Annotated in this window: 24 protein-coding genes and 2 pseudogenes; 7 read left to right on the top strand and 19 right to left on the bottom strand. The window is 73.5% G+C overall.

Translation table 11 applies throughout. The features are described 5' to 3' along the window. Nucleotides 1-2: 2 nt before the first annotated feature. A complete protein-coding gene (locus ABTY61_RS21280; RefSeq protein ID WP_502895387.1) occupies nt 3-977 on the bottom strand; it encodes an alpha-ketoacid dehydrogenase subunit beta in 975 nt (324 codons plus the stop codon). Beyond that, nucleotides 977-2,131, bottom strand: coding sequence for a pyruvate dehydrogenase (acetyl-transferring) E1 component subunit alpha (gene pdhA / locus ABTY61_RS21275; protein ID WP_502895386.1), 1,155 nt, complete (start codon nt 2,129-2,131; stop codon nt 977-979). The genes ABTY61_RS21280 and pdhA overlap by 1 nt, the downstream gene beginning before the upstream one ends. Nucleotides 2,132-2,557: 426 nt before the next feature. Here pdhA and ABTY61_RS21270 point away from each other — a divergent pair, with 426 nt between their 5' ends. Both ABTY61_RS21270 and ABTY61_RS21265 read left to right on the top strand, forming a co-directional pair. Then, nucleotides 2,558-3,217 carry a response regulator gene (locus tag ABTY61_RS21270; protein WP_350506572.1) on the top strand — a complete coding sequence of 220 codons (660 nt, stop codon included), beginning with the start codon at nt 2,558-2,560 and terminating at the stop codon, nt 3,215-3,217. A gap of 65 nt (nt 3,218-3,282) precedes the next feature. After that, nucleotides 3,283-4,383, top strand: a complete 1,101-nt coding sequence (locus tag ABTY61_RS21265; protein WP_350506571.1) for a phosphotransferase enzyme family protein — start codon at nt 3,283-3,285, stop codon at nt 4,381-4,383. 4 nt (nt 4,384-4,387) lie between these two features. Here ABTY61_RS21265 and ABTY61_RS21260 read toward each other — a convergent pair whose 3' ends face one another. From ABTY61_RS21260 to ABTY61_RS21215, 11 genes and pseudogenes are all read right to left on the bottom strand, one after another. Continuing rightward, nucleotides 4,388-6,115 carry a protein kinase domain-containing protein gene (locus tag ABTY61_RS21260; RefSeq protein WP_502895385.1) on the bottom strand — a complete coding sequence of 576 codons (1,728 nt, stop codon included), beginning with the start codon at nt 6,113-6,115 and terminating at the stop codon, nt 4,388-4,390. A gap of 113 nt (nt 6,116-6,228) precedes the next feature. Beyond that, a complete protein-coding gene (locus ABTY61_RS21255) occupies nt 6,229-7,647 on the bottom strand; it encodes a protein kinase domain-containing protein (protein WP_350506570.1) in 1,419 nt (472 codons plus the stop codon). Between the two features lie 282 nt (nt 7,648-7,929). After that, nucleotides 7,930-8,544, bottom strand: coding sequence for a bacterial proteasome activator family protein (locus ABTY61_RS21250; RefSeq protein WP_350506569.1), 615 nt, complete (start codon nt 8,542-8,544; stop codon nt 7,930-7,932). Between the two features lie 290 nt (nt 8,545-8,834). After that, nucleotides 8,835-9,638: a hypothetical protein gene (locus tag ABTY61_RS21245; RefSeq protein WP_350506568.1), complete on the bottom strand. Its 804-nt coding sequence runs from the start codon at nt 9,636-9,638 to the stop codon at nt 8,835-8,837. A gap of 134 nt (nt 9,639-9,772) precedes the next feature. After that, nucleotides 9,773-10,750, bottom strand: coding sequence for an NAD(P)H-quinone oxidoreductase (locus ABTY61_RS21240; RefSeq protein ID WP_350506567.1), 978 nt, complete (start codon nt 10,748-10,750; stop codon nt 9,773-9,775). 36 nt (nt 10,751-10,786) lie between these two features. After that, complete coding sequence (locus ABTY61_RS21235; protein ID WP_350506566.1) at nt 10,787-11,845, bottom strand: potassium channel family protein; 1,059 nt, start codon at nt 11,843-11,845, stop codon at nt 10,787-10,789. Between the two features lie 49 nt (nt 11,846-11,894). Further along, nucleotides 11,895-13,049 (bottom strand): molybdopterin molybdotransferase MoeA, encoded by a 1,155-nt coding sequence (locus tag ABTY61_RS21230; RefSeq protein ID WP_350506643.1) that lies wholly within the window; start codon nt 13,047-13,049, stop codon nt 11,895-11,897. 80 nt (nt 13,050-13,129) lie between these two features. Continuing rightward, nucleotides 13,130-13,381: pseudogene (locus ABTY61_RS42015) on the bottom strand (DUF6457 domain-containing protein); the annotation flags it as partial. 144 nt (nt 13,382-13,525) lie between these two features. After that, nucleotides 13,526-14,102 (bottom strand): annotated as a pseudogene (gene mobA, locus ABTY61_RS42010) (molybdenum cofactor guanylyltransferase); the annotation flags it as partial. A 17-nt stretch (nt 14,103-14,119) separates the two neighbouring features. Then, a complete protein-coding gene (locus tag ABTY61_RS21220) occupies nt 14,120-15,103 on the bottom strand; it encodes an MBL fold metallo-hydrolase (protein WP_350506565.1) in 984 nt (327 codons plus the stop codon). Nucleotides 15,104-15,213: 110 nt separating this feature from the next. Further along, a complete protein-coding gene (locus ABTY61_RS21215; protein ID WP_350506564.1) occupies nt 15,214-15,861 on the bottom strand; it encodes an FMN-dependent NADH-azoreductase in 648 nt (215 codons plus the stop codon). A gap of 106 nt (nt 15,862-15,967) precedes the next feature. Here ABTY61_RS21215 and ABTY61_RS21210 point away from each other — a divergent pair, with 106 nt between their 5' ends. Next, on the top strand, nt 15,968-16,378 hold the full coding sequence (locus ABTY61_RS21210; protein WP_350506563.1) for a winged helix-turn-helix transcriptional regulator: 411 nt from the start codon (nt 15,968-15,970) through the stop codon (nt 16,376-16,378). Between the two features lie 108 nt (nt 16,379-16,486). Here the strand turns inward: ABTY61_RS21210 and ABTY61_RS21205 are convergent, their stop codons facing one another. Then, nucleotides 16,487-17,254 (bottom strand): polyprenol monophosphomannose synthase, encoded by a 768-nt coding sequence (locus tag ABTY61_RS21205; RefSeq protein ID WP_350506562.1) that lies wholly within the window; start codon nt 17,252-17,254, stop codon nt 16,487-16,489. A gap of 341 nt (nt 17,255-17,595) precedes the next feature. Between ABTY61_RS21205 and manA the strand changes: the two genes are divergently transcribed. Both manA and ABTY61_RS21195 read left to right on the top strand, forming a co-directional pair. Beyond that, on the top strand, nt 17,596-18,804 hold the full coding sequence (manA, locus tag ABTY61_RS21200; protein WP_350506561.1) for a mannose-6-phosphate isomerase, class I: 1,209 nt from the start codon (nt 17,596-17,598) through the stop codon (nt 18,802-18,804). Nucleotides 18,805-18,968: 164 nt separating this feature from the next. Then, nucleotides 18,969-20,177, top strand: a complete 1,209-nt coding sequence (locus ABTY61_RS21195; protein ID WP_350506560.1) for a GNAT family N-acetyltransferase — start codon at nt 18,969-18,971, stop codon at nt 20,175-20,177. Between the two features lie 54 nt (nt 20,178-20,231). Here ABTY61_RS21195 and dnaB read toward each other — a convergent pair whose 3' ends face one another. Next, the gene (dnaB, locus tag ABTY61_RS21190; RefSeq protein ID WP_350506642.1) at nt 20,232-21,728 is read right to left on the bottom strand and encodes a replicative DNA helicase; all 1,497 of its coding nucleotides are present in this window, start codon (nt 21,726-21,728) and stop codon (nt 20,232-20,234) included. Nucleotides 21,729-22,308: 580 nt separating this feature from the next. On the opposite strand from dnaB, the gene ABTY61_RS21185 reads away from it, so the two are divergent. Then, nucleotides 22,309-23,688: an MATE family efflux transporter gene (locus ABTY61_RS21185; protein WP_350506559.1), complete on the top strand. Its 1,380-nt coding sequence runs from the start codon at nt 22,309-22,311 to the stop codon at nt 23,686-23,688. Nucleotides 23,689-23,758: 70 nt separating this feature from the next. On the opposite strand, the gene rplI is transcribed toward ABTY61_RS21185, so the two are convergent. The 4 genes from rplI to rpsF form a co-directional block, all read right to left on the bottom strand. Then, nucleotides 23,759-24,205 carry a 50S ribosomal protein L9 gene (rplI, locus tag ABTY61_RS21180; protein ID WP_350506558.1) on the bottom strand — a complete coding sequence of 149 codons (447 nt, stop codon included), beginning with the start codon at nt 24,203-24,205 and terminating at the stop codon, nt 23,759-23,761. Between the two features lie 17 nt (nt 24,206-24,222). Next, nucleotides 24,223-24,459 carry a 30S ribosomal protein S18 gene (rpsR, locus tag ABTY61_RS21175; protein WP_030059640.1) on the bottom strand — a complete coding sequence of 79 codons (237 nt, stop codon included), beginning with the start codon at nt 24,457-24,459 and terminating at the stop codon, nt 24,223-24,225. 79 nt (nt 24,460-24,538) lie between these two features. Beyond that, nucleotides 24,539-25,144: a single-stranded DNA-binding protein gene (locus tag ABTY61_RS21170; protein WP_350506557.1), complete on the bottom strand. Its 606-nt coding sequence runs from the start codon at nt 25,142-25,144 to the stop codon at nt 24,539-24,541. Nucleotides 25,145-25,240: 96 nt separating this feature from the next. Then, the gene (rpsF, locus tag ABTY61_RS21165; RefSeq protein ID WP_350506556.1) at nt 25,241-25,531 is read right to left on the bottom strand and encodes a 30S ribosomal protein S6; all 291 of its coding nucleotides are present in this window, start codon (nt 25,529-25,531) and stop codon (nt 25,241-25,243) included. A gap of 318 nt (nt 25,532-25,849) precedes the next feature. Here rpsF and ABTY61_RS21160 point away from each other — a divergent pair, with 318 nt between their 5' ends. Then, nucleotides 25,850-26,149: a hypothetical protein gene (locus tag ABTY61_RS21160; protein WP_350506555.1), complete on the top strand. Its 300-nt coding sequence runs from the start codon at nt 25,850-25,852 to the stop codon at nt 26,147-26,149. Nucleotides 26,150-26,216: the final 67 nt, after the last annotated feature.

The raw sequence follows: 26,216 nt of genomic DNA, 5'->3' as shown, positions 1-26,216 counted from the left end.
TATCAGTACGCGAGCGCGCGGTCGACGGCGTCGAGCACGCGGTCCAGGTCGGGGAGGAAGGCCTCCTCGACGCGGGACGGCGGGTACGGCGCGTAGTAGCCGCCGACCCGCAGGACCGGTGCCTCCAGGTGGTAGAAGCACCGCTCGGTGAGCCGGGCGGCCAGCTCGGCGCCCATGCCCAGGAAGACCGGGGCCTCGTGCACCACGACGGCCCGCCCGGTGCGCTTGACCGACTCCTCCAGGACCGTGAAGTCGACCGGGGAGAGCGAGCGCAGGTCGACGACCTCCAGCCGGCGGCCGTCCTCCTCGGCGGCCGCGGCGGCCTCCAGGCAGACCTTGACCATCGGGCCGTAGGCGATCAGCGTCGCGTCGGCGCCGGGGCGGACGATCCGGGCCGCGTGCAGCCCCAGGTCGGCAGCGGCACCGACCTCGCCCTTGTCCCAGTAACGCCGCTTGGGCTCCAGGAAGATGACCGGGTCGTCCGACTCGATGGACTGCCGCAGCATCCAGTGCGCGTCGTGCGCGTTGGACGGGGTGACCACCCGCAGACCGGCGGTGTGCGCGAAGTACGCCTCGTGCGACTCGCTGTGGTGCTCGACCGCGCCGATGCCACCCGCGTAGGGGATGCGGATGGTGACCGGCATCTTGACGTGCCCGAGCGCGCGGGCGTGCATCTTCGCCAGCTGGGAGACGATCTGGTCGAAGGCCGGGTAGACGAAACCGTCGAACTGGATCTCCACCACGGGGCGGTAGCCGCGCAGCGCGAGGCCGATCGCGGTGCCCACGATGCCGGACTCGGCCAGCGGGGTGTCGATCACCCGGTCCTCGCCGAAGTCCTTCTGCAGGCCGTCGGTGATCCGGAAGACGCCGCCGAGCTTGCCGATGTCCTCGCCCATCAGGACGGTCTTCGGGTCGTTCTCCAGCGACTTGCGCAGCGCGTCGTTGAGCGCCTTGGCGATGCTCAGCTGACCGGCCATCAGTGGTTCTCCCCCGCCTCGAAGGAGGCCGCGTACTCGACGTATTCGGCCCGTTCCTGATCGACCAGCGCGTGCGGCTCGCTGTACACGTGGTCGAAGATCAGCGTCGGGTCCGGGTCCGGCATGCTGCGCACGCCCTCACGCACCCGCAGCCCCAGCTGCTCGCTCTCGGCGTCGACGGCGGCGAAGAACTCGTCGTCCGCCAGGCCCTCCTTCTCCAGGAGGGTGCGCAGCCGCAGGATCGGGTCCTTGGCCTTCCAGGCCTCGGTCTCCTCGGTGGCCCGGTAGCGGGTGGGGTCGTCGGAGGTGGTGTGCGCGCCCATCCGGTAGGTGAAGGCCTCGATCAGCACCGGGCCGTTGCCGCTGCGGGCGTGGTCGAGCGCCCAGCGGGTGACCGCGAGGCAGGCCAGCACGTCGTTGCCGTCGACCCGGACGCCCGGGAAGCCGAAGCCGGAGGCGCGGCGGTACAGCGGGATCTTGGTCTGGGTGGTGGTGGGCTCGGAGATCGCCCACTGGTTGTTCTGGCAGAAGAACACCACCGGGGAGTTGTAGACCGAGGCGAAGGTGAAGGCCTCGTTGACGTCGCCCTGGCTGGACGCGCCGTCGCCGAAGTACGCGATCACCGCGTCGTCGGCGCCGTCCTTGGTGATGCCCATCGCGTAGCCGGTGGCGTGCAGGGTCTGCGAGCCGATCACGATGGTGTAGAGGTGGAAGTTCTTCTCGTTCGGGTCCCAGCCGCCGTGGTTCACGCCGCGGAACATGCCGAGCAGGTTCAGCGGGTCGACGTCGCGGCACCAGGCCACGCCGTGCTCGCGGTAGGTCGGGAAGGCGTAGTCGCCGGTGCGCATGGCGCGGCCGGAGCCGACCTGGGCGGCCTCCTGGCCCAGCAGCGAGGCCCACAGGCCCAGCTCGCCCTGGCGCTGGAGCGAGGTCGCCTCACCGTCGAACCGGCGCACCAGCACCAGGTCGCGGTAGAGGGAGCGGAGCTCCTCCGGAGTGGTGGTGAGGGGGTAGTCCGGGTGCTCGACCCGCTCGCCTTCCGGCGTGAGCAGCTGGATGAGCTCCGGCTGGGCGTCCGTACCCGGGGCGCGGAGGGTGTCAGGGACAGCGGGGGCCGCCTTCTTGCGAGCCCTCGCCGTGCTTTTGACGGTCACGTTCACTCCTCGGTCTGTCCGGCCGCCCGGGGTCGCCGGTGACCGGTCCGGTCACCGCCTCGCGGGGCGCGCGTGGGTGTGCGCACCTACTGCGTGGCAGGTGGTGATCCTGTTCCGACGGCGTCCCTCACGAGAACGTTACCCAGCGTCCGCCCTCGGCGCGCTTGCGCTAGGACGTCCTACTTGTTCAGGGTCTACAACCCCGAGGGTGCTACGTCCGGCTCGCCGTCGGAAGGGTGGGGGTGACGGTCGGCGTGACGCAGCTCTCAATTCGAGCGCCTTCAGGACACCAGCGCACGTTATCCGGGCGGACGCCCGTACGTAAGGGGGTTCTCGGTATCGGTTTCGGTCGGGTGTGGCTGGATCCCGCCTTTACGACACTGAGGACGATAGGCCTTTTGTACGGTGGTATGGGAGGCTTTGGGCGTGACTGATAACGGACAAATCAGGGTGTTCCTGCTCGATGACCACGAGGTCGTCCGACGGGGCGTGCACGACCTGCTGTCGGTCGAGGACGACATCGAGATCGTCGGCGAGGCCGGCACGGCCGCCGAGGCGCTCACCCGGATCCCCGCGGTCCACCCCGACGTCGCGGTGCTCGACGTCCGGCTGCCGGACGGCAACGGCGTCGAGGTCTGCCGCGAGATCCGGTCCCGGCTGCCGGAGATCAAGTGCCTGATGCTGACCTCGTTCTCGGACGACGAGGCGCTGTTCGACTCGATCATGGCGGGCGCCTCCGGCTACGTCCTGAAGGCGATCCGCGGCACCGACCTGATCACCGCCGTCCGGGACGTCGCGGCCGGCCGCTCCCTGCTCGACCCGGTCGCCACCAGCCGGGTGCTCGCCCGGCTGCGCGACGGCGGCGAGAAGGAGGACGAGCGGCTGGCCCAACTCACCAAGCAGGAGCGGCGGATCCTCGATCTGATCGGCGAGGGGATGACCAATCGTCAGATCGGCAACGAGTTGCACCTGGCCGAGAAGACGGTGAAGAACTACGTCTCCAGTCTGCTCGCCAAGATGGGCATGGAGCGACGCACCCAGGCGGCGGCGTACGTGGCGCGGCACCAGGCCGATCACCAGTACTGACCGTTCGGTTGCACAGTTCTGACGGTTTGTCAAGGGCCCCCACCAGAGGGCCATAACCTCTGCACGTGACTTTCAGCCAGACCCTCGCCTGCGCCCCGGCCCGCCCCGACCTCTCCGCACCGCCGATAGGGACTCTCAGTCCACCCGTCCCGCGCAGCGCACTCGCCGAGGTCCTGGCCCGCTTCCGGGTGGGGCGGCTGCTCACCGCCGAGCCGGTCGCCGAAGGCCTGCTCAACCGGGGTTACCGGATCGGCACCGAGGCCGGCGCGTACTTCCTGAAGTGCTACGTCGACGCCGCCACCGCCAACCGCCCGAAGATCCTCGCCCACCACCGCGCCATGACCGACCTGCACGCCCTCGGCCTGCCCGTGGCACCCCCGCTGAGCTGCTCGGACCGCGGCGGGACGGTGGCCGGCCTGAACGGCCGCCTGTTCGCCCTGTTCCCCTGGACCGATGGCCGACACCGGCACGGTACGGAGCTCGATCCGTCGCAGTGCGACGCCCTCGGCGCGCTGCTCGGTCGCCTGCACGGCGCGCTCGACGACGTCTGCGCCCCCCTCGACCAGCCCGACGGCTACCGCAGCGCCGACCCCCTCGACAGCGCCGAACTGGCCCGCGACCTGCGGCGCCGCGCCCGTGCGCACCGCCCCAACGGCGATCTGGACGCGCTCGTCGTCCGACGGCTCGACGAACGGCTGGAACTGCTCGCCGAGCACGCCCACCGCCGCCCCGACCCGCTCGCCGCCCCGCCCACCGGCTGGACCCACGGCGACTTCCACGGCCTCAACCTGATCCACGCCGGGGGCCCCGACGGCGAGCGGGTCGCCGCCGTGCTCGACTGGGACAAGCTCGGCCCGCAGCCGCGCGCCGAGGAGGCCGTCCGGGCCGCCACCCTGCTGTTCAACGACCGCACCACCGGCACCCTCGACCTGGTCCGGGTCCGCCGCTACTCCCAGGCCTACCGGGCCTCCGGCGCCGCCACCGCCGAGCACCTGGCCGCCGCCGTCCACCGGGTCTGGTGGGAGCGGCTGAACGACTTCTGGATGCTGCAGTGGCGCTACCAGCGGGCCGACCACCGGGCCGACCCGCTCTACCCCGCCTCGGCGGGCCAGCTGGCGTGGTGGTGCCAGGAGTACGAGCAGGTCCTGGACGCCTTCGCCAACTGATCCGTCAGCCGCCGCCGGCAGGCAGCGTGGGCCCGCCGATGCCACCGCCGCCGGTCGGCTTCGTCGTCGGAGCCGGCGGCTTCGGGGTGGACGAGCTGCCACCGTCACCGGGCGGCGCCGACGCCGAGGAGCTGGCCCCGCCGGTCGAGGTCGCGGTGGCGGACGACGTGTGGCTCGGCGTCGTGGTCGGCGACGCCGAGTGCCTGCCCGTACTCGGCGACGGCGACATGTTGTTGTCCCCACCGCCCCCGCCGATGCCACCGCCGCCGGTACCGGTCGCCGGCAGCGTCGGCCGACGACTGCCGGAGGTCGACGGCGGCTGGGTCGGCTGGCCGTTCTGGTTCGGCGTGGTCGACTCGACGGTGCTGACCGCCGGCTCGGGCGTGCTCGGCACGACCGGCGTCTTCACGTCACCGCCGCTCAGCGCGAAGGCGATCCCGGCCCCGGCCGCGACCAGCACGGCGATCCCGCCGGCCACCCAGCCCCAGGGGCCGCGTCGGCGGCCGTCGTGGTCATCGTGGTGGTCATCGTCGCCGCCACCGCCGTACCCGCCGCCGCCCTGGTACCCGGAGGGGCTGTGCGGGCCGCCCGTGGGGTACGGCAGCATCGAGGTCTGGTCGCCGGCGCCGACCGCGCCGAAGGCCTGGGTGGCCGCGGCCTGGTCCGGCCGGAGCACCTGGGTGGCCCCGGTGTCGCCGGGCATCCCGGTGCCCGCGCCGACCCAGCCGGCCCCGGCCGCGCCGTGCATCTCACGCAGCGCGTGCTGCAGGTGGGCGCGGAACTCGTCGGCGTCCTGGAAGCGGTCGTCCGGGTTCTTGGCGAGCGAGCGCAGCACCAGCGGGTCCAGGCCGACCGGCACCCGGCTGTTGGCCTGCGAGGGCGGCACCGGCGGGTCCTGGACGTGCTGGTAGACCACCGAGAGCGGGGTGTCGCCGGTGAACGGCGGGCGCAGCGTGAGCAGTTCGAAGAGCATGCAGCCGGCCGCGTACAGGTCGGACCGGTGGTCGACGGCCTTGCCGAGCGCCTGCTCGGGCGACAGGTACTGCGGGGTGCCCATGACCATGCCGGTCTGGGTCATCGTGGTGGCCCCGCCGGTCAGCGCCCGGGCGATGCCGAAGTCCATCACCTTGACCGCGCCGGCGTTGGTGATGATCACGTTGGCGGGCTTGATGTCGCGGTGCACGATGCCGTTGCGGTGGCTGTAGGCCAGCGCCTCCAGCACCCCGGCGATGATGATCAGCGCCTGGTCGACCGGCGGCGGCGCCTCGTCCGCCAGCAGCTCGCGGACCGTCCGGCCCTCGACCAGCTCCATCACGATGTACGGCGTGGACTCGTCCCCGACGTACTCCTCGCCGGTGTCGTAGACCGAGACGATCGAGTGGTGGTTGAGGGCCGCGACGGCGTGTGCCTCGCGGGTGAAGCGCACCCGGGCGATGTCGTCCTGCGCCAGCTCGCCGCGCAGCAGCTTGACCGCGACGGTGCGGCCCAGCCGCACGTCCTCGGCGGCGAACACCTCGGCCATGCCGCCGCGGCCGAGCCGGTGGGTCAGCCGGTAGCGGCCGTCGCCGACCGTGCCCATCGGCACCCCGCGGCCCGGGGTCTGCTGGCCGCCGAACGGCGGCAGCGCGGAGGTCGCGGCTTCGCTGCCCGGCTCGGGGATCCTCGGCGTGCCGCCGGTCCGTCCGTCCGCCCGGGCACCCGACTCGTCGCCCGGCTGCTGCGTCTGTGCCATCGCTCCTCGCCCCGGGCGTTCGCTCGGATTCGCGGTGCCCTGTCGCTTACGTATCCCCGAACGCTACCGCTTCCGACGCGCACCCGTGACACGCGCGAAGCGGCGGGAAACGGTCAGAGCAGACCGCCCCGGTCGACCTGCGGGCCCACCACCACGACCGCGGCCGGGCGCTCGGAGTGGAACTTGCCGTTGGTGTTGTTCTGTGCCTTGTTGACCACGATCGCGATGATGATGCCCGCCAGCACCAGCACGCCGACGATGATCGCGATGACCACGAAGGCCGTGGAGCAGCCGCCGCCGCTGGGCTTCGGCTGCTGGTACGGCGGCATCGGCTGCGGGCCCGGGGTGTGCATCGGCCGCTGGAAGGGCTGCGGCGTGTGCGGGGCCTGCGGGCGCGGGGTCTGGTACGCGGGCGGCGGGGTCTGGTACTGGGGCTGCGGCGGCGGGGTCTGGTACTGCGGCTGCGGCGGCGGGGTCCGGTACTGCGGCTGCGGCGTCTGGTAGGCCGGCGGCGGGGTCTGGTACTGCGGCTGCTGCTGCGGGAACGGGTGCGGGGTCTGCGGCGCCTGCGGAGTCGCGTGCACCGAGCGCGGACCCTCCTTGATCACCAGCGGGGAGCTGGCCTGCAGCGCGTGCCCGGCGCCGCCGCCCTTCAGCTCGGCGATCAGCCGCTCCGCCTCGTCCCGCATCGCGGCCGCGCTCTGGAACCGGTGCGCCGGGTCCTTGCGCAGCGCCTGCGCCACGAAGGCGTCCACCGCCGGGGTGATCGACCGGTTGAGGCTGGAGGCCGCCGGCGGCTCCTCCTGGACGTGCTTGTAGGCGATCGAGAAGGCCGAGTCGCCGTCGAAGACCAGCTGGCCGGTGAGCATCTCGAAGAGCATCACGCCGACCGAGTACAGGTCGGAGCGGGCGTCCACCGGCTTGCCGAGCGCCTGCTCGGGCGACAGGTACTGCGGGGTGCCGACCACCATGCCGGTCTGGGTCATCGACGTGACGCCGGACTCCAGCGCCCGGGCGATGCCGAAGTCCATGACCTTGACGTTGCCCTTGCGGTCGAACATGACGTTGCCGGGCTTGATGTCGCGGTGCACCAGGGCCATGTCGTGCGAGGCCTCCAGCGCGTTCAGCACGCCGACGATGACCCGCAGGGCCTCGTCGGTCGGCATCGCGCCGTACTGGGCGACCGCCTCGTTGATCGCCTCGCGCAGGCCCTTGCCGTCGATCAGCTGCATGACGATGTACGGCGTGCTGGAGCCGTCGGGGGCGACGTCCTCGCCGCTGTCGTACACCGTGACGATGTTCGGGTGCTCCAGCCGGGCCACCGCCTGGGCCTCGCGGCGGAACCGCTCCTTGAACGAGTCGTCCCGGCCCAGCTCGCTGTGCATGCTCTTCAGCGCGACCTGCCGGTCCAGCACGCTGTCGTACGCGAGGTGCACGGAAGCCATGCCGCCCTCGCCCAGCAGCCGCTGCAGCACATAGCGGCCGTTGCCCAGGGAGAAGCCCTCGGCCGCCGCGTTGCCGTGCTCGCTCATGGTCCTCTGCTCCCCCTCGGCGCGGTGGTGCCGCCGCAACCGTGACGTTCGGTCTCGTCCGTGCGTGGTGGGCCCGGCCCGCTGGCCCGGCGAACCCTGTCGCGGCGGCTCGACCGGCCAGCGACAGGGGTCAGGGTATCGGCTTCCGCCGACGGTGATCGGCCCAGGGCCGATCCTGCCCCCGGACCGTCGGCGCCGGGTTCCGGCGCCCCGGCCCGGGGCGGATCGTCGTGGTACGTCCGGCCCGGGGACCGGGTCCGGGTCCGGCGGGGCCCGCCGGGCCTACAGGTACGGGCCGGAACGGATGCCGCGGCCCTGGCCCGGCTCCTCCTCGTCCGGCTCGCCGCCGTTCAGACCGGGCGGCAGCGCGCGCCGCATCTGCTCCAGCTGCGCCCGCGCGGCCATCTGCTGGGCGAACAGGGCGGTCTGGATTCCGTGGAAGAGGCCCTCAAGCCACCCCACCAGCTGGGCCTGGGCGATCCGCAGCTCGGCCTCGGTCGGGATGGTGTCGTCGGTGAACGGCAGCGAGAGCCGCTCCAGCTCGGCGACCAGCTCCGGGGCCAGCCCGAGCTCCAGCTCCTTGATCGAGCTGGCGTGGATGTCCTTCAACCGGACCCGGCTGGCCTCGTCGAGGGGCGCCGCCCGGACTTCCTCCAGCAGCTGCTTGATCATGCTGCCGATGCGCATGACCTTGGCGGGCTGCTCGACCATCTCGGTCACCGGAAGCTCACGCGGCACGTCCGCGTCCTCGTCCCCCTCGATCGGCGCTCCGGCGAACCCCTGGCCCACCGGCAGTCCGTCCGGTCCGACGATCAGCACCTTCTGGCCGTCCTGCGACTGCCCGCCGGCGGCCCGGAAGGGCTCCTGCGACGAGCGCTCGTTCATCGGATTCGTCATGAACAACATTCTCTCTCACTGGGGTTGGTCGGGCGGAAGCCCCCGTGCGTCCCGCCGGCCTGCGCCAACCGTGACGACGGTACGCCCCCGCGGCCCGCCCGGGAATCCGTACGGGTACTCGGCTCCCGCCCCGACCCGCCCGTCCGCCCCCGCCGGGCCGCCGGCTCCCCCGCCACCCCGGTCGCACACAGCACCTCCCCCGGCACCCCGCGAAACCCACCCGTCGCACCGGGCGCGTCCCCCGCGAACCCGCACCGAATCTCCACGCCGCCGGGCCCCGGGCCGCCGGCTCAGCCCTTCCGCAGCCGCAGACCCACCAGCCCCAGGCCGCAGCCGATCAACCCCAGGCCCACACCCAGCGGCAGCTGGAGTGTGGAGGGGTCCTGCCAGCGGGCGGGGAGGAGCGCGGGGACGGCCGCGGCGGCCACGGGCTGGGCGGCCGTCGTGACGGTGTCCTCGTCACCGGCGGGTGCCGGGGCGTCCGCGGCCGGGTCCGGCTGGTCGGCCGTGACGTCCTGGTCCGGGGCCTGCACCGGCGACCGGTCGACGGCCTGGTCCGGCGCCTGGTCGGGAGCCCGGTCCGGCACCTGGCCGGAGGCCTGCTCCACGGCCGTGTCCGGCCGCTCCAGCGCCGCGGCCGGCCGGTGGCGGTGCGCCCGGAGTCCGGCGAGGTCCGGGCGTGACCGCTCGGGCACCGAGTGCTGCGGCGGCGCCGCGTTCGGCCAGGGCCCGGCCTGGTCGGGCCGGTCGGCCTGGCCGGCCTGGTCGGGCTGGCCGGCCTGGTCGGGCTGGCCGGCCTGGTCGGGCTGGTCCGCCTGCTCGTCATCGGCCCCCGGCCCCGGCGCGTCGGCGGACGCCCCGGGCCCCGGCGCGTCCGCCCGGGCGTCCGCCGGGGCTGCGGCGCCCGGGGTGGGGGCCGCGACCGCGACGGTCGCGGCGGCCAGCGGGAGTGTCAGCCCCAGCACGGCCGCCGCGAACAGCCGCCGGGTCCGACCGGTCCGACCGGCGCGGCGGACCCGGCGGACGCAGCGGTCACGCCGGTGGTGGAGCGAGGCGGGCAGCGGCCCGAGGACGACGTGCGGGGGTGCGGCCACGGTCGGAGTCCTTCCGACGGCCGAACGCGCCCGGGGCGGGTTCGGCGGCGGGACAGCTCCGCACCAGCCTCACACAGTCCGACAATCCCGGCATTTCGAACACCCTGGCACGCCGGACACCGCTGCGGCCCGGCTCAGACCGTCAGCACGACCTTCCCGAACTGCTCCCCCGCCTCCAGCACCCGGTGCGCGTCGGCGACCGCGGTCAACGGCAGCACCCGGTCCACCACCGGCTTCACCACCCCGGACTCGACCAACGGCCACACGTGCTCCCGCACCGCCGCCACGATCGCCGCCTTCTCGGCCAGCGGCCGCCCGCGCAGGTTGGTGGCGATCACCGCCGCCCGCTTGCGCAGCAGCGTGTTGAGGTCGAGCTCGCCCTTCACCCCGCCCTGCAGCCCGATGATCACCAGTCGGCCGTTGACGGCCAGCGCCTCCACGTTCCGCTGGAGGTACTTGGCGCCCATGATGTCCAGGATCACGTCCGCCCCGGCCCCGTCGGTGGCCTCCCGGAGCACCTCGACGAAGTCCTGCTCGCGGTAGTCGATCGCGATGTCCGCACCCAGCTCGGTGCAGCGGGCCAGCTTCGCCGCGCTGCCCGCCGTCACCGCGACCCGGGCGCCGACCGCCTTGGCCAGCTGGATCGCCATCGTCCCGATCCCGCTGGCGCCGCCGTGCAGCAGCACCGTCTCGCCCGGCCGCAGGTGCGCGGTGAGGAAGACGTTGGACCACACCGTGCAGGCCACCTCCGGCAGCGCCGCGGCCTGCTCGGGACTCAGCCCCTTCGGCAGCGGCAGCAGCTGTCCGCTCGGCACCGCGACCCGCTGGGCGTAGCCGCCGCCGGCCAGCAGCGCGCACACCTCGTCGCCGACGGCCCAGCCGGCCACGCCCGGGCCCAGGGCGACGATCCGCCCGGCGCACTCCAGCCCGGGGTAGGGCGAGGCGCCGGGCGGCGGGTTGTAGAAGCCCTGCCGCTGGAGCAGGTCGGCGCGGTTGACGGCGGTGGCCGCCACCTCGACCAGGACCTCGCCCTCGCCGGGCACCGGGTCGGGGACCTCGGCCCACACCAGTGCCTCGGGACCGCCGGGTACGGGAATCGTCATCGCATGCATGCCCCGAACCTACTGCGCGTCACGCCGGTCCGGAGCTCAGGCCCCGCCCCGCGCGGCCGACTTGATGACGATCACCCGGTCGGTGAGCTGCAGCACGGCGGCCTCCGGCTCGGTGTAGTTGAGCACCCGCCGGCCCCGCACCACCGCGACCACCAGTTCCTCGCACTCGCGCGGACTGTGCCCCGCCTCGGCCCGGGTGACCGGGCGCTCGACCACGTCCAGCCCGTTCCCGTACGTCAGCAGGTCCTCCATCACCGCCCCGGCGTGCGGGCTGAGCATCGACAGCCCGAGCAGCCGCCCGGCCGAACTGGAGCTGGTGACCACGACGTCGGCGCCGCTCTGCCGCAGCAGCGGTGCGTTCTCGTCCTCCCGCACGGCCGCGACAACGGTGGCGCCCTTGTTCAGCTGCCGGACCGTCAGGGTGATCAGCACCGCCGTGTCGTCCCGTTCCGGGGCGACGACGATCCGGGCCGCGGCGGGGACGGCGGCCCGCACCAGGGTGTCGGTCCGGGTCGCGTCGCCGACCACCCCGACCAGGCCGTGCTGCGAGGCGTGCTCGATCACCTTGCGCTGCGGGTCGACGACGACGATCTCCTCCGCCTTCACCCCCTGCCCGAGCAGGGTGTCGACGGCGCTGCGCCCCTTCGTCCCGAACCCGACGACGACGGTGTGCTCACGCACGGTGGACCTCCAGCGGTTCAACCGCCATTGCAGGCGGGTCCGTTCGGTGAGCACCTCCAGCGTGGTGCCGACCAGGATGATCAGGAACACCACGCGCAGCGGGGTGATCACGAGGATGTTGGCGAGCCGGGCGCCGTCGCTGTACGGGGTGATGTCGCCGTAGCCGGTGGTGGAGAGCGTCACGGTGGCGTAGTACGCCGCATCCAGGAAGCTGAGCTCGCCGCCCGCGTTGTCGTGGTAGCCGGCCCGATCGAGGTAGACGATCACCGAGGTGGCGACCAGCACGGCCAGCGCGAGCAGCAGCCGCGAGCCGACCTGCCGGACGGCGGGCGCGCTCCGCCGGGCGGGCAGCACGATCCCGGCGTCCGCCCACGGCTCCGTCCCCGGCGCCGAGATGCGCCTGAGCCGACTCATCCGCCCACCTCTCCCGCGCCCGCCGACCGGACGTACTCCCGCGGCCCGCTCACGGCGCCTCCACCAGCTCGACGGTCTCCCCCGCACCCGCCCCGCCGGGCGGCACGACGGCCAGTGCCTCGGCCCGGGCGAGGCCGCGCAGCATCGCGGGCCCGTCGAAGGCGAGCGGCACCACGCCCGCGGCGGTGCGCCGCACCGGCTGCAGCCGGGTGTCCACCGGGTGCCCGGGCAGCGGGACGGCCGCCACGGCGAGCACGGGGGCGGTGCCGGCCCGGCCGCCGCGGGCGTGCAGCAGCGGCAGGGCCAGGGTGACCATGCCGGCCACGGCGGCCAGCGGGTTGCCCGGCAGGCCCACCAGGTGGCGCCCGCCGGGGAGTTCGGCCAGCAGCATGGGGTGTCCGGGCCGGACGGCCACGCCGTCCACCAGCAGTCGGGCGCCGGCCTCGGCGAGCGCCCGGTGCAGGAAGTCCACCGGGCCGGCCGCCGTCCCGCCGGTGGTGACCACGATGTCGGCGGTGGAGTGCCGCAGGGCGTCCCGCAGCAGCCCGAAGTCGTCCAGGACGCAACGGACTTCGGCCACCTCGGCACCGGCCGCCCGCAGCCAGGGCGGCAGCAGCGGGCCCAGTGCGTCCCGGACCAGTCCCGGCCCGGGGATCCCGGTGTCGAGCAACTCGTCTCCGAGCACCAGCAGTTGGACCGCCGGTCGGCGGCGCACGGCGAGCCGGTCATGGCCGCAGGCGGCGGCCAGGCCGAGCACCGCGGGACCGACCACCGTCCCGGCGGGCAACAACTCCTCGCCCCGGCGGCACTCCTGGCCGCGCGGGCGGACGTCCTGGCCGGTGGTCAGCTGCTGCGGACCGCGGTCGCGCAGCAGCGCGCCCTCCGTCCGTCCGTGTTCGCGGCGCAGCACGGCCGTTGCGCCGGGCGGCAGTTGGGCCCCGGTGGCGATCTCCACGGCGTTGCCGTCGGCCAGCGGCGCCACCTCGGTGCGACCGGCCAGCACCCGGCCGGTGACCTGCCAGGGGCCCGGTCCGGCGACCGCCCAGCCGTCCATCGCGGAGGTGTCGAAGGCGGGCAGGTCGGTGAGCGCGCCGAGCGGTTCGGCGAGGACGTGGCCGAGCGTCTCGGCCAGCGGCAGCCTGACCACCGGCAGCGGCCGCAGCCCGGCCCGGCGCGCGGCCTCCCGGGCGCGCGACCAGCTCAGCACGCCGGGTCCGGGAGCAGGTCCGGGAGCGGGGGCGGGAGACGAGGCGGGGGCGGCCACGGCGGTCCGTCCGGCCCCGCTCACGGCTCCCCCGGGCCGTCGGCCGGCTTCCACCGCTCGGCGAGCGCCGAGGTCCGCCGGGCCGCCTCGGCGACGGCCTCCGACCCGCCGCCCTGCTGCGCGGCCGCGTAGCCGATCAGGAAAGCGGTCAGCGGCGCGGCGGGCCGGGCCACTCCGTGCGCGACCACCCGGGCCGTGTCGAGCAGTCCCCGGACGTCCACGTCCAGGTCGATGCCCAGGTCGGCCTTGACCTCGGCGATCCAGTCTTCCAGCGTGCGCTCCATGCGCCCATGCTGCCCGATCAGCGGTTTCCCCGGTGCGTCCGCCCCGTGTGCGGCGCGCGTCGCTTCCCGCCCGCCCCGGGGGCGGGCCCGGTGAGCCCCGCTCAGGAGTCCGGGCGGGGCCGGCTCAGGACCTCTCCCGTTCCCGGGCCTGCTCCAGGTCCTCCCAGGTGTCGCAGTCGTACGCGACGTTGTCCGTGTCGGCGACGCGCAGCCCGGCCAGCCCGCCGACCAGGCGGCGCAGCGGCTGCCCGGCCGGGTCGCCGAGCCCGGCGAGCGCGGCGCGCAGCGGGGCGGTGCGGTAGGCGGCGGTGAGCGGCTGGTCGCGGCCGCCCGCGTCGACCAGCACGGCGGCTCCGGTGTGCCGGTCGGCCCGGTCGAGGGCGGTGACCAGCCGGTCCACCGTGCGGCGGTCCAGGAAGGGCAGGTCGGCGGCGAGCAGCAGCACGGTGTCCGCGGTGACCAGCTCGAGCCCGGCCGCGACGGCGGCGACCGGCCCGCCGCCGGGCGGCTGCTCCCTGGTCCAGCGGACGCCCTCGTACGCGGTGGGGCGGGCGGGGCCGACCACCACGGTGGTCCGGGCGCCGGCGCAGGCGGCGAGCACCCGGTCCAGCAGGGTGGTCTCGCCGACGGTCAGGCCGGGCTTGTCGACGCCGCCCAGCCTCCGGGCCGCACCGCCCGCCGGGACGATCACGTCGTACGGCGTCGTCATGCGGCCAGTATCCCGCCCTACCCGTCCGCCCCGTCGGCGTCCTGGTCCTCGGCGGTGTCCTCGTCCCGGTCCTCGTCCGGCGCCGAGCCGGCGGCGGGTGCGGCGGCGGGCCGGGCGGTGTTGGCCGCCGCGCCCAGGTCCAGGAAGGACGGCAGGGTCAGCTCCCCGTACCGCTCGTTCATCGCCGTGACCAGGGCCTCCGGGTCGTCCGGGTGCTCGGCCAGCAGCCGGTCGAAGTCCCGCAGGTACTCCCCGGTGAAGGCGAGCACCCGGGCCGCGTCGTCGCCCTGCTCGGGGGCGCGGTGCCCGGCGATCACCCGGTCCACGCCGAGGTCGGCGATCCGGCCGAGGTTGTGGCCCCAGGTGGTGCGCTGCGCCGGGGTGGTGTCGGCGGTCCACACGTGGGTGCCGTTGCAGACGAAGTCCCCGGCGATCACGGTCCGGATGCTCGGCACGTGGACGACCGTGGACTCCCCGCAGTCGGCCTGGCCGAGCAGCAGCACCGGGATGACCTGGCGGTCGAGCATCAGCGGCTGCGGCAGCAGCGGGGCAGGGACCAGCGGGTGGTCGGGGATGTCGTCGCCGTAGACCGGCTTCCACTGGGCGACCTTCGCCGCGACGGTGCGCCGGATGCCCTCGACCACCGCCGGGGCGGCCAGCAGCTGGGCGTCCGGGAAGAGCCGGAGCACCTCCTCGGCACCGAAGTAGTGGTCCGGGTGCTGGTGGGTGACCAGGATGGCGAGCAGCCGGCGGCCCTTGCCCGCGACCCATTCGGCCAGTTCGCGCCCGGCGCTGCGGGTGAGCTGGGCGTCCACCAGGATCGCGCTCTGTTCACCGAGGATCAGCGTGGAGGTGGTGAAGAAGGCCGATTCGGGCCCGGTGAAGACGGCGACCTCCAGTGGCGGGGCGGGCCGTTCGGCGCCGCCGGGGGCCCCGGCCGCGACGGGCTCGGCGTCCACCCGTTCCGCGCCGGCGCTCTCCTCGGGCGGGGACGTCGTCACGGGCTGCTCCCTCTGGTCGGCGGTCGGACTTCCTGCGCCCTACAGCATGGGAGCACCGGCCGCCGATTGCGCGGAAGGCGCGCCCGGCGGGGCGCGCCTTCAGACGCACGTCACACCGCGGCCCGCGCGGCGAGCTCCTTGCCCCGGGCGGCGGCCAGCTCCAGGGCCTTGGCCTTGGACTCGGCGGCGACCGGGACGAACTCGGCCAGCGCGGGGACGGCGGCCGCGAGGGTGAACTCCGGGACGATGAAGTCGACCTCCAGCCCGAGTCCGCCGGCCAGCACCTTCTCCAGGTAGGTGGTGACGAACTCGAAGGGCTCGCGCGGGGCGCCGGGCGCGTAGGAGCCGCCGCGGGAGGCGACCACGGTGACCGGGGTGCCCTTGGCGGAGGGGTTCTCGCCGGCCGTGCGGCCCATCAGGATCACGTGGTCCAGCCAGGCCTTGAGGGTCGACGGGATCGTGAAGTTGTACATCGGGGCGCCGATCAGCACCGCGTCGGCGGTCTCCAGCTCGACGATCAGCTTCTCGCGCAGCGCGAAGGCGGCGGCCTGCTCGGCGGTGTGGGTCTCGGCGGGGGCGAATCCGGCGGCGATGCCGTGGCCGTCCAGGTGCGGGATCGGGTCGGCGGCGAGGTCGTGGTGGATCACGGTGCCGCCGGGGTGCTCGGCCTCCCAGGCGGCCCGGAAGGCGGCCGTGACCTCGCGGGAGACGGAACCGTCGGTGACCGCCGAGGAGTCGATGTGCAGGAGCGTGGGCATGGCTGGCCTCCAGAGTATTAGTAGCTGCCTTTTCCTCTGCAGCTGCAAGTACAGTAGCAGCTTACTTTTCTATAGTCACTAGTGCCGAATCGAGTACGCTGGATCCATGGCCGAGCACGAGGTAGTGACCGACGCAGTCCCGACCGCGGTCGACGCGTGCACCGCCCCTGCGGTCCGCGGCGGCTGCCGCACCGTCGACCTGGCCCTCAACCGGGTGTTCATCCTGCTCGGCAAGCGCTGGACCGGCATGCTGCTGGGCGTGCTCAACAACGGTGGCCCGGCCTACTTCTCCGAGCTGCGCCGCGCCGTCCCGGGCATCAGCGAGCGGATGCTCTCCGACCGGCTGACCGAACTGACCGAGGCCGGGCTGGTCGTCCGCGAGGTCGACCCCGGCCCCCCGCTGCGGGTCAGCTACCGGCTCACCGAGGGCGGCGTCGCCCTGAAGCCGGCCCTCACCGAACTGGCCGTCTGGGCCGACCGCTACCTGCCGGAGAGCGCCCTCAAGGGCGGCTGCTGACCGGCCGGCCCCCGGCCCGCCCGCCGGGCACGAACCCGCCTCCGGGTACGACGAAGGGCCCGTCCGCCGTTCCCCGGCGGACGGGCCCTCCTCACGATCAGCTGCGGATCAGCGCTTCGCGGCGCCGCCGCGCACCCGGGCGACCCGGTCGGCGAGGCCCCAGGAGGTCACCCGCCAGAGCGCCTCGACCACGATGTTGCGGCTCATCTTGGAGGCGCCGAGCTCGCGCTCGACGAAGGTGATCGGCACCTCGGCGACCTTGAAGCCGGCCTTCACCGTGCGCCAGGCCAGGTCGACCTGGAAGCAGTACCCGGCCGAGGCCACCTCGTCCATGCCCAGGCCCAGCAGGGTCTCCTTGCGGAAGGCCCGGTAGCCGCCGGTGACGTCCCGGATCGGCACGCCCAGCATCAGCCGCGAGTAGGTCGAGCCGCCGCGCGAGAGCAGCAGGCGCGACTTCGGCCAGTTCACCACCCGGCCGCCCGGCACCCAGCGCGAGCCGAGCACCAGGTCGGCGCCGCGCAGCGCGCTCAGCAGCCGGTCCAGTTCCTCGGGCTGGTGCGAGCCGTCCGCGTCCATCTCGACCAGGACGTCGTAGCCGTTGTCGATGCCCCAGCGGAAGCCCGCGAGGTAGGCGGCCCCCAGGCCCTCCTTGCCCTTGCGGTGCATGACCTGGACGTTCCCGTCCTCGGCGGCCAGCTTGTCGGCCAGCTCGCCGGTGCCGTCGGGGCTGTTGTCGTCGGCGACCAGCACGTGGGCCTCGGGCACCGCGGCACGGACCCGGCCGACGATCCGCTCGACGTTCTCCGCCTCGTTGTAGGTCGGGATGATCACCAGGACCCTGCCGAGATCAGCAAAACTCTGCTGGTTCACGGTCACGTACAAACCTCTCGGCCGATGGCGGGGAGTGTCAGAACACCGTCGCCCGCACTCTGGAACGCGGCCCCGCCGACAGCCCGCCGACGGGATGACCACGGTGGGGAATGCTGCGGGGGGCGGAGACTACTGCGTCCTGGCATCCTACTACCGCGCCCGGGAACCGCCGGTCGGACCACTGCACTCCCACCGGATGCCCACCGTTTCCCCGCGGGCGACCACCGTCGGCTAGGGTCGATGCCCTTGCCCGTGCCCGGACCGCCCGCACCGGCGGGCCCGCACCGGCGATCCGGACTCGGGACGTCCGGGGGCCGCCCCGTCAGCGAAGGAGTAGGACCGCGCGCATGGACAGGCTCGTCAACACCGTCCGCCCGTACGCCTGGGGGTCGCTCACGGCCCTGCCCGAGCTGCTGGGCCAGGAACCGACCGGCGAACCGCAGGCCGAGCTGTGGATGGGCGCCCACCCCGGCGACCCGTCCCGCGCCGACCGCGGCGACGGTCCGCGGCGACTCGACGAGCTGATCGCGGCCGACCCCGAGGGCGAGCTCGGCGCGGCGAGCGTGGCCCGGTTCGGCCCCGGCCTGCCGTTCCTGTTCAAGGTGCTCACCGCGGGCCTCCCGCTGTCCATCCAGGCCCACCCCACCCTGGACCAGGCCCGGGCCGGCTTCGCTTCCGAGAACGCCCTCGGCATCCCGCTGGACGCCCCGGGGCGGAGCTACCGCGACGACAACCACAAGCCCGAAATGGTGTGCGCGCTGGGCGAGTTCGAAGGCCTGTGCGGCTTCCGCCGACCCGCCGACGCGGCCGCGCTGATGGCCGCCCTCGGGGTGCCCGGGCTGGACCCGCTGATCGCGCTGCTGACGGTCGGGGAGGGTGCCGGCGCCGAGGCGGAGGCCGAGGCGCTGCGCGGCGCGCTGGCCGCCCTGCTCACCATGGACGACGCGACCGCCGAGCGGACCGTCCGGGAGACCGTCGCCGCGCTGGCCGGGACGGACCGGGACGGCGAGCACGCCCCGTACGCCCGGATCGCCGAGGACTTCCCGGACGACCGCGGCGTGATCGCGGGCATGCTGCTCAACCACTTCCGGCTGCGGGCCGGCGAGGCGCTCTACCTGGGCGCCGGGGTGCCGCACGCCTACCTGTCCGGCGTCTGCGTGGAGCTGCAGGCCAACTCGGACAACGTGCTGCGGGCCGGCCTCACCCCCAAGCACATCGATGTCCCGGAGCTGCTGAAGGTCGTGCTCTTCGAGCCCGGCGCCCCCGAGCTGGTGCACCCCGTCCGGGTCGACTCCACCCCCGGCGAGCAGCTCTACCCCGTCCCGATCGACGAGTTCCGGCTGTCCCGCTTCGAACTGGACGGCACGGAGCGGGAGATCGACGGCCGCACCCCGCAGATCCTGCTCTGCACCGAGGGTGCCGTACGGCTCATCGCCGCCGACGGCGAGGTGCTGGACCTGGCCCGCGGCCAGTCCGCCTTCCTCCCGGCCACCGGCGCCCCGACCCGGCTCTCCGGCACGGCCGGCACGCTCTTCCGCGCCACCGTCACGGTCTGATCCGCGCTTGATCCGCGCCTGATCCGCCGCCGCACCGGACGGGTCCGGTGCGGCGCGGTGCGGCGGACCGGTCGGAAACCCGCTTGCCCCGACCGCCGGTCACCGCTGGACTGTCGCGGGCGCCACGAACCGTGGGGCCGCACCCAGGGGAGGGCACAACAGCGATGGAAATCCGTTCCACGACCGAGAAGGACCTCGACGTCCTCGTCGAGACCGTCCACGCCGCGTTCGGCCGCTTCCCGGAAACCCCGGCCGAGGACGGCGGCGGGGTCTGGTGGTCGGCGATCGAACCGGAGCGCGGCCTGCTCGCGGTGGCGCCCGACGGCCGTCCGGTCGGCACCGCCGGCGCCTACTCCTTCGAGCTCACCCTGCCCGGCGGCGCCGTCACCCCGGTCTCCGGGGTGAGCTACGTCGGTGTCCTGCCCACCCACCGCCGCCAGGGCGTGCTGACCGCGATGATGCGGCGCCAGCTCGCCGACCTGCGGGCCCGCGGCGAGTTCCTCTCCGTGCTGCTGGCCTCCGAGCCCGTGATCTACGGCCGGTTCGGCTACGGCCCGGCCACGTACACCGGGCGGCTGACGGTGCCGCGCCGCCGGGCCGCCCTCGCCGCGCCGCGGGCCGGCGCCGCGGCCACCGGGTCGGTCGAGGTACTGCGGCGCGCCGACTGCCAGGACCTCCTGGAGGAGCTCTACGACCGGTACCGCCGCGCCCAGCCCGGCGCACTCTCCCGCCCGCACCGCTGGTGGGCCCGGCGCGCGGGCCAGCCCCCGGTCACCGCCGCGCCGCGCTACATCGCCCTCCACCGGGATGCCGACGGCGCCCCGGACGGCTACGCCAGCTACTCGCTGGACGGGAGCACCCTGACGGTCGACGAGACCATCGCCGTGGACGACGCCGTCACCTCGGCGCTGACCCGGTTCCTGCTCGGGCACGACCTGGTCGAGCAGGTCGTGTTCAAGCACTTCCCGGCCGAGCACCCGCTGCGCTGGCAGCTCGCGGACTTCGGCGCCGCCCAGGTGGGCAACAGCACCGAATGGCTCTGGGTCCGGCTGCTGGACGTCCCCCGGGCGCTGACCGCGCGCGGCTGGCTCACCGACGGCGAGCTGGTCCTCGACGTCGACGACCCGTTCCTCGGCGAGCGCGCCCGCCACCTGCTGACCGTCCGGGACGGCAGGGCCGAGTGCGTCCCGACCGACCGGGAGCCCGACCTCTCGCTGGACGTCCGGGACCTCGGCGCCGTCTACCTCGGCGGCACCCCGGTGAGCACGCTGGTACGGGCCGGGCACATCCGGGCCCACCGCCCGGAGGCGGCCGCCCTGGCCGACGCCCTGTTCCGCGCCGAGCGCACCCCGCACTGCCTGAACTGGTTCTGAGCCGACGGCCCGGCCCCGGATCGGGGCCGGGCCGCGGCCGGCAGGCGTCCGGGGTCAGTCCCGGGTCATGTCGACGAAGCGCGAGTAGTGGCCCTGGAAGGCCACCGTGATGGTCGCGGTCGGACCGTTACGGTGCTTGGCGACGATCAGGTCGGCCTCGCCCGCGCGCGGGGACTCCTTCTCGTAGGCGTCCTCGCGGTGCAGCAGGATGACCATGTCGGCGTCCTGCTCGATCGAGCCGGATTCACGCAGGTCGGAGACCATCGGCCGCTTGTCGGTGCGCTGTTCGGGACCACGGTTCAGCTGGGACAGCGCGATGACCGGGACTTCCAGCTCCTTGGCCAGCAGCTTGAGGTTCCGGGACATGTCCGAGACCTCCTGCTGGCGGTTCTCGGCCCGGCGGGAGCCGCCGGACTGCATCAGCTGGAGGTAGTCGATGACGATCAGCTTGATGTCGTTGCGCTGCTTGAGCCGGCGGCACTTGGCCCGGATCTCCATCATCGACAGGTTCGGCGAGTCGTCGATGAACAGCGGCGCCTCACTGACGTCCGGCATCCGGCGGGCGACCCGCGTCCAGTCGTCGTCCGTCATGTTCCCGGAGCGCATGTGGTGCAGCGCGACCCGGGCCTCGGCGGAGAGCAGGCGCATGGCGATCTCGTTGCGGCCCATTTCGAGCGAGAAGATCACGCTCGGCAGCTTGTGGTGGATCGAACAGGCCCGGGCGAAGTCCAGCGCCAGGGTGGACTTGCCCATCGCGGGGCGGGCCGCGATGACGATCATCTGGCCGGGGTGCAGTCCGTTGGTGAGCGCGTCGAAGTCGGCGAAGCCGGTCGGTACGCCGGACATCTGGCCGTTGCGGGAGCCGATCGCCTCGATCTCGTCGAGGGCGCCCTCCATGATGTCGGCGAGCGGTGCGTAGTCCTCGTTGGTGCGCTGCTCGGTGACGGCGTAGATCTCCGCCTGGGCGGCGTTGACGATCTCGTCCACGTCGCCCTCGGCGGCGTAGCCCATGCCGGCGATCCGGGTGCCGGCCTCGACCAGCCGGCGCAGCACCCCGCGCTCGGCGACGATCTGGGCGTAGTACTCGGCGTTGGCCGCGGTCGGGACGGAGTTGACCAGGGTGTGCAGGTAGGCGGCGCCGCCGACGCGCTGCAGCTCGCCGCGCTTGGTGAGCTCGCCGGCCACGGTGATCGGGTCGGCTGGCTCGCCGCGGGCGTACAGGTCGAGGATCGCGCCGTGCACCATCTCGTGCGCGGGCCGGTAGTAGTCGGCCGGCTTGAGCACCTCGACCACGTCGGCGATGGCGTCCTTGGACAGCAGCATGCCGCCCAGGACGGACTGCTCGGCGGCGAGGTCCTGCGGGGGGACGCGCTCGAAGCCGTCGACGCCGCCCCGGCCCTCGTCGTCCCGGCGGTCGTCCCGGCCGCCCTTGCCGTTCTTGCCGCCCCTGAAGTCGCCGCCGCCCTTGCGGAAGCCCTCGCCCCGGCCGCCGCCCTGGCCACCGCCCTGACCGCCGCCGCCCTGGCCACCGCGGTTGCGGGTGACCGGCAGCCGGTCGCCGGGACCGTCCGGGAAGGGGGCGTCGTCGAAGGCACCGGCCGGGAAGGGGTCCTCGGAGTTCTGCCAGTCCTCCTCCGGCGGCGGGGCGTCGTGGTCGTCGTACTGGGGGCCGGTCACGCGTGTTCCCCGATCAGCGAGTGGTGCGAAGTTTGGAGCGGGCCTTGCCGGTGGCTGGGTGGAGCGGAGTCGCTCCTCTTTGTACGCCACGGCTCCGACAAATCGGACGCCGGGAGCGGTGGGAGTGTCGGGTGGAGGGCCCACGCTAAGGCGCCGGACGCCCTGGCGCCAAGGCGGTTATCCACAGGGGGTGTGGACGAGCGGCCCTCGGCTGTGGAGAACTGCCGCAAAGCTGTGGACACCCCTGTGGAAGCTCCTGTGGATAACCGGACGATCACTCCACCGTCAACCTGTTGACCTGCGATTACCTCTCCCGAGGCCTGTGCATGAGAAATTCTTCACACACTGCCGAACGGCTGTGGGCGCGGACCGGGCGGAGCTCGCCGCCCACAGGTTCGAGTAATGACTGAATAGGCAATTGGCCTCTTACCTGTGGATGAGTACCCTGGAGCGCATGAGCACCGCCCCCGCCGAGCCCTCCAGACGCAGCCCCGTCGGGCCCGGCCGCACCCGACGCGGCCGCACCGGACGCAGCCACGACCGCGAGATCCTCGCCCTGGCGGTGCCCGCCTTCGGCGCGCTGGTCGCCGAGCCGCTGTTCCTGATGGCCGACTCCGCGATCGTCGGCCACCTCGGCACCCCCCAGCTCGCCGGGGTGGGCGTCGCCTCGGCCGCCCTCACCACCGCGACCGGGGTGTTCGTCTTCCTCGCCTACGCCACCACCGCCGCGGTCGCCCGCCGGATCGGCGCCGGGGACCGCCGGGGCGCCGTCCAGCAGGGCGTCGACGGCCTCTGGCTCGCCGTCGGCCTGGCCGTCCCGGTGGTCCTGCTCACCCTGCTGCTGGCCCCCTGGGCCGCCGAGGTGCTGGGCGCCTCGCCCACCGCGGCGCCGTACGCCGTGACGTACCTGCGGATCAGCTCCCTGGGCATCCCGGCGATGCTGCTGGTGCTGGCCGCCACCGGCGTGCTGCGCGGCCTCCAGGACACCCGTACGCCACTGCTGGTGGCCGTCGCGGGCTTCACCGCCAACATCGGCCTGAACGCCGGCCTGGTGTACGGCGCCGGACTCGGGGTGGCCGGCTCGGCCTGGGGCACCGTGCTGACCCAGACCGGGATGGCCGGGGTCTACCTGGTCGTGGTGGTCCGCGGCGCCCGCCGGGAGCAGGCCTCGCTGCGGCCGGACCCAGCGGGCATCCGGGCCGGGGCCAGGGCGGGCGGCCCGCTGCTGGTGCGCACGGTCAGCCTGCGCGCGGTGCTGATGATCGCCACCGCGGTGGCCGCCCGGCTCGGCGACGACCAGGTGGCCGCGCACCAGATCGCCATGACGCTGTTCAGCTTCCTGGCCTTCGCGCTGGACGCCATCGCGATCGCCGGCCAGGCCATCATCGGCCGCTACCTGGGCGCCTCGGACGTCCCGGGCGCCCGTGCGGCCACCCGGCGGATGGTCGAGTGGGGCCTGGGCTCCGGGGTGGTACTGGGCCTGCTGGTGGTGCTCGCCCGCCCGCTGTACGTCCCGCTGTTCACACCCGATCCGGTGGTCCAGGGGCAACTGCACACGGCCCTGCTGCTGCTCGCGCTCTGCCAGCCGGTGGCCGGCCTGGTCTTCGTGCTGGACGGCGTGCTGATGGGCGCCGGGGACGGCCCGTACCTGGCCCGGGCGGCGCTCGCCACCCTGGCGGTGTTCGTCCCGGCGGCCCTGCTGGTGCCGGCCACCGGCACCGGGCTGGCCGGGCTGTGGTGGGCGATGAACCTGTTCATGCTGGTCCGGGCGGTCTTCCTGGTCGCCCGCGCCCGCGGCGGCCGCTGGCTGGTCACCGGGGCCGTGCGCGGCTGACCGACCCCGGGAACGACCGAGGGCCGGACTCCCGGTGGGGAGTCCGGCCCTCGGGCCGGTGCTACGGAACTCAGGCAGCCACGACGGCGACGTCGAGGTTGGCCACGACGTCCGAGTGCAGCTTGACCGAGACCTTGTGGGTGCCCACGGTCTTGATCGGCGAGGCGATCGCGACGGCGCGCTTGTCCACAGCCGGGCCGCCGGCGGCCTTGATGGCCTCGACGACGTCGGCCTGGGTCACCGAGCCGAACAGACGGCCGGCGTCGCCCGAGCGGACGGCCAGCTTGACCTGGACGCCCTCGAGCTTGCCCTTGACGTCGTTGGCGGCGTCAAGGGTCTGGATGGCGTGGATCTTGCGGGCGCGACGGATCGCGTCGACGTCCTTCTGGCCACCCTTGGTCCAGCGGATGGCGAAGCCACGCGGGACCAGGAAGTTGCGGGCGTAGCCGTCCTTGACCTCGACGACCTCGCCGGCGGAGCCGAGACCCGGAACCTCGTGCGTGAGGATGATCTTCATTACTCGGTCACCCTCTCTTAGCGCGCGGTGCTGGTGTAGGGCAGCAGCGCCATCTCACGGCTGTTCTTCACGGCCGTGGCGACGTCACGCTGGTGCTGGGTGCAGTTGCCGGTGACACGGCGGGCACGGATCTTTCCGCGGTCGGAGATGTACTTCCGCAGCAGGTTCGTGTCCTTGTAGTCAACGTAGTTGACCTTGTCCTTGCAGAAGACGCAAACCTTCTTCTTCGGCTTGCGAGCAGGCGGCTTCGCCATGGTGTGCTCCATTTGGGGTTCACGGCCCGACCGGCGTCCGAGGACGCCTGCGGCCGGGCCGCACGAAATCTGTCAGCTCTTAGAACGGGGGCTCTTCCGAGTAGCCGCCGCCGGACGGGGCGCCGCCCCAGCCGCCGCCGCCCTGGTTTCCACCGGAGGACGGAGCGCTGGACGCCCACGGGTCGTCGGAGGGGCCGGACTGGCCGCCGCCGGAGTTTCCACCCCAGCTGCCGCCGCCCTGCTGGCCGCCACCGCCGCCGTTCCAACCGCCCTGGCCGCCACCCTGCTGGCCGCCGAAGCCGCCACCGGGGGCGCCGGACCGGTTGGCCCGGGTGACCTTCGCGGTCGCCGAGCGCAGGCTCGGGCCCACCTCGTCGACCTCGACCTCGAAGACCGTCCGCTTCTCGCCTTCCTTGGTCTCGTAAGACCGCTGGCGCAGTCGGCCCTGCACGATGACGCGCATGCCGCGCTGCAGCGACTCGGCCACGTTCTCCGCCGGCTGCCGCCAGACGTTGCACGTGAGGAAGAGGCTCTCGCCGTCCTTCCACTCGTTCGTCTGACGGTCGAAGGTGCGGGGGGTGGACGCGATGCGGAACTTCGCGACCGCCGCACCCGACGGGGTGAAGCGCAGCTCGGGGTCGTCGACGAGATTGCCGACGAGGGTGATGACGGTCTCGCCTGCCATGGTGGTGATGACCTCTCGGGAAGATGTCCGTTCACCGCTGTTTCACGTGAAACAGCGGACGCGAGCTACCCGAGACCCGAAGGCCTCAGAGGTGGCTCAGTGGGTGTCCGGGCGCAGGACCTTGGTCCGCAGAACCGACTCGCTCAGGCCCATCTGGCGGTCGAGCTCCTTGACGACCTCAGGCGTGGCCTTGAGGTCGATGACCGAGTAGATGCCCTCGGACTGCTTGTTGATCTCGTAAGCCAGACGGCGACGACCCCAGGTGTCGACCTTCTCCACCTTGCCGCCGGCGTTGCGGACGACAGTGAGGAAGTTCTCGATCAGGGGGGAGACAGCGCGCTCCTCGACCGAGGGGTCGAGGATGACCATCAGCTCGTAGTGACGCATGAGTAACCCACCTCCTTTGGACTCAGCGGCCACGGTCTCTCCGTGGCAGGAGGGTTGTGCGTAGCGTCGGCACCGGCGCGGTGACGACTCCGGCCACCGTAGCGGCCGGGTCGGACAGTCGGGCCCCGCTCACCCGGAAGAGGGTGACACCCGGAAGAGGGCGCAAGGGGGCACAACTACACCAGTGCAGACGGCACAGCCTACCTGCACCCGGACGGCCGAACAAAACGCATAGGGGTTGTGAGACGGACCCAACCGCCGCAATCTGGACGGAACGGGATTCCTGCCCGTTCGTCTCCACGCCAGGAGGTGGGACACATGGCCCAGTCCGTCCACCGCATGCCCGCCCTCACGCTGAACACCGACGGCCACCCGCACCCCCGCGAGAACACCCTGGTGGCCCTGACGGCCGTGCTGGGCGTGATCGCCTTCACCACCTCGTTCTTCCACAACCTGCACCTGCTGAGCTCGTGGACCGGCCTGGCCGGGATCGTCACCGGCCTGTGGGGCATGTTCGTCTCGGTCACCACCGCCGAACGCTTCGTCCTGATGATCACGCTCGGCGCCTCCGCGATCGGCTTCTACCTCGGCATCGCCCGGGGCGGCCTCTGGGGCTGAGCACCCGGCCCCAGGAACCCCCGGCGCCCCCGTCGCGTATCTGCAAGGAGACAGGTACCCGACGGGG

The sequence above is a fragment of the Kitasatospora sp. NPDC096128 genome, from assembly GCF_040303105.1.
Classification (GTDB): Bacteria; Actinomycetota; Actinomycetes; order Streptomycetales; family Streptomycetaceae; genus Kitasatospora.
Note: the sequence above shows the minus strand (reverse complement) of the source record. Positions and strands in the feature narration are given on the sequence as shown.

Excerpts from the sequence above, each read along its gene's own strand:
- ABTY61_RS21255 (WP_350506570.1), bottom strand. The coding sequence starts at position 7,647 with ATGAGCGAGCACGGCAACGCGGCGGCCGAGGGCTTCTCCCTGGGCAAC.
- ABTY61_RS21260 (WP_502895385.1), bottom strand. The coding sequence starts at position 6,115 with ATGGCACAGACGCAGCAGCCGGGCGACGAGTCGGGTGCCCGGGCGGAC.
- ABTY61_RS21195 (WP_350506560.1), top strand. The coding sequence starts at position 18,969 with ATGGAAATCCGTTCCACGACCGAGAAGGACCTCGACGTCCTCGTCGAG.
- ABTY61_RS21215 (WP_350506564.1), bottom strand. The coding sequence starts at position 15,861 with ATGCCCACGCTCCTGCACATCGACTCCTCGGCGGTCACCGACGGTTCC.
- ABTY61_RS21170 (WP_350506557.1), bottom strand. The coding sequence starts at position 25,144 with ATGGCAGGCGAGACCGTCATCACCCTCGTCGGCAATCTCGTCGACGAC.
- ABTY61_RS21210 (WP_350506563.1), top strand. The coding sequence starts at position 15,968 with ATGGCCGAGCACGAGGTAGTGACCGACGCAGTCCCGACCGCGGTCGAC.
- manA (WP_350506561.1), top strand. The coding sequence starts at position 17,596 with ATGGACAGGCTCGTCAACACCGTCCGCCCGTACGCCTGGGGGTCGCTC.
- ABTY61_RS21280 (WP_502895387.1), bottom strand. The coding sequence starts at position 977 with ATGGCCGGTCAGCTGAGCATCGCCAAGGCGCTCAACGACGCGCTGCGC.
- rpsR (WP_030059640.1), bottom strand. The coding sequence starts at position 24,459 with ATGGCGAAGCCGCCTGCTCGCAAGCCGAAGAAGAAGGTTTGCGTCTTC.
- ABTY61_RS21250 (WP_350506569.1), bottom strand. The coding sequence starts at position 8,544 with ATGACGAATCCGATGAACGAGCGCTCGTCGCAGGAGCCCTTCCGGGCC.
- rpsF (WP_350506556.1), bottom strand. The coding sequence starts at position 25,531 with ATGCGTCACTACGAGCTGATGGTCATCCTCGACCCCTCGGTCGAGGAG.
- ABTY61_RS21235 (WP_350506566.1), bottom strand. The coding sequence starts at position 11,845 with ATGAGTCGGCTCAGGCGCATCTCGGCGCCGGGGACGGAGCCGTGGGCG.
- ABTY61_RS21240 (WP_350506567.1), bottom strand. The coding sequence starts at position 10,750 with ATGCATGCGATGACGATTCCCGTACCCGGCGGTCCCGAGGCACTGGTG.
- ABTY61_RS21185 (WP_350506559.1), top strand. The coding sequence starts at position 22,309 with ATGAGCACCGCCCCCGCCGAGCCCTCCAGACGCAGCCCCGTCGGGCCC.
- rplI (WP_350506558.1), bottom strand. The coding sequence starts at position 24,205 with ATGAAGATCATCCTCACGCACGAGGTTCCGGGTCTCGGCTCCGCCGGC.
- ABTY61_RS21160 (WP_350506555.1), top strand. The coding sequence starts at position 25,850 with ATGGCCCAGTCCGTCCACCGCATGCCCGCCCTCACGCTGAACACCGAC.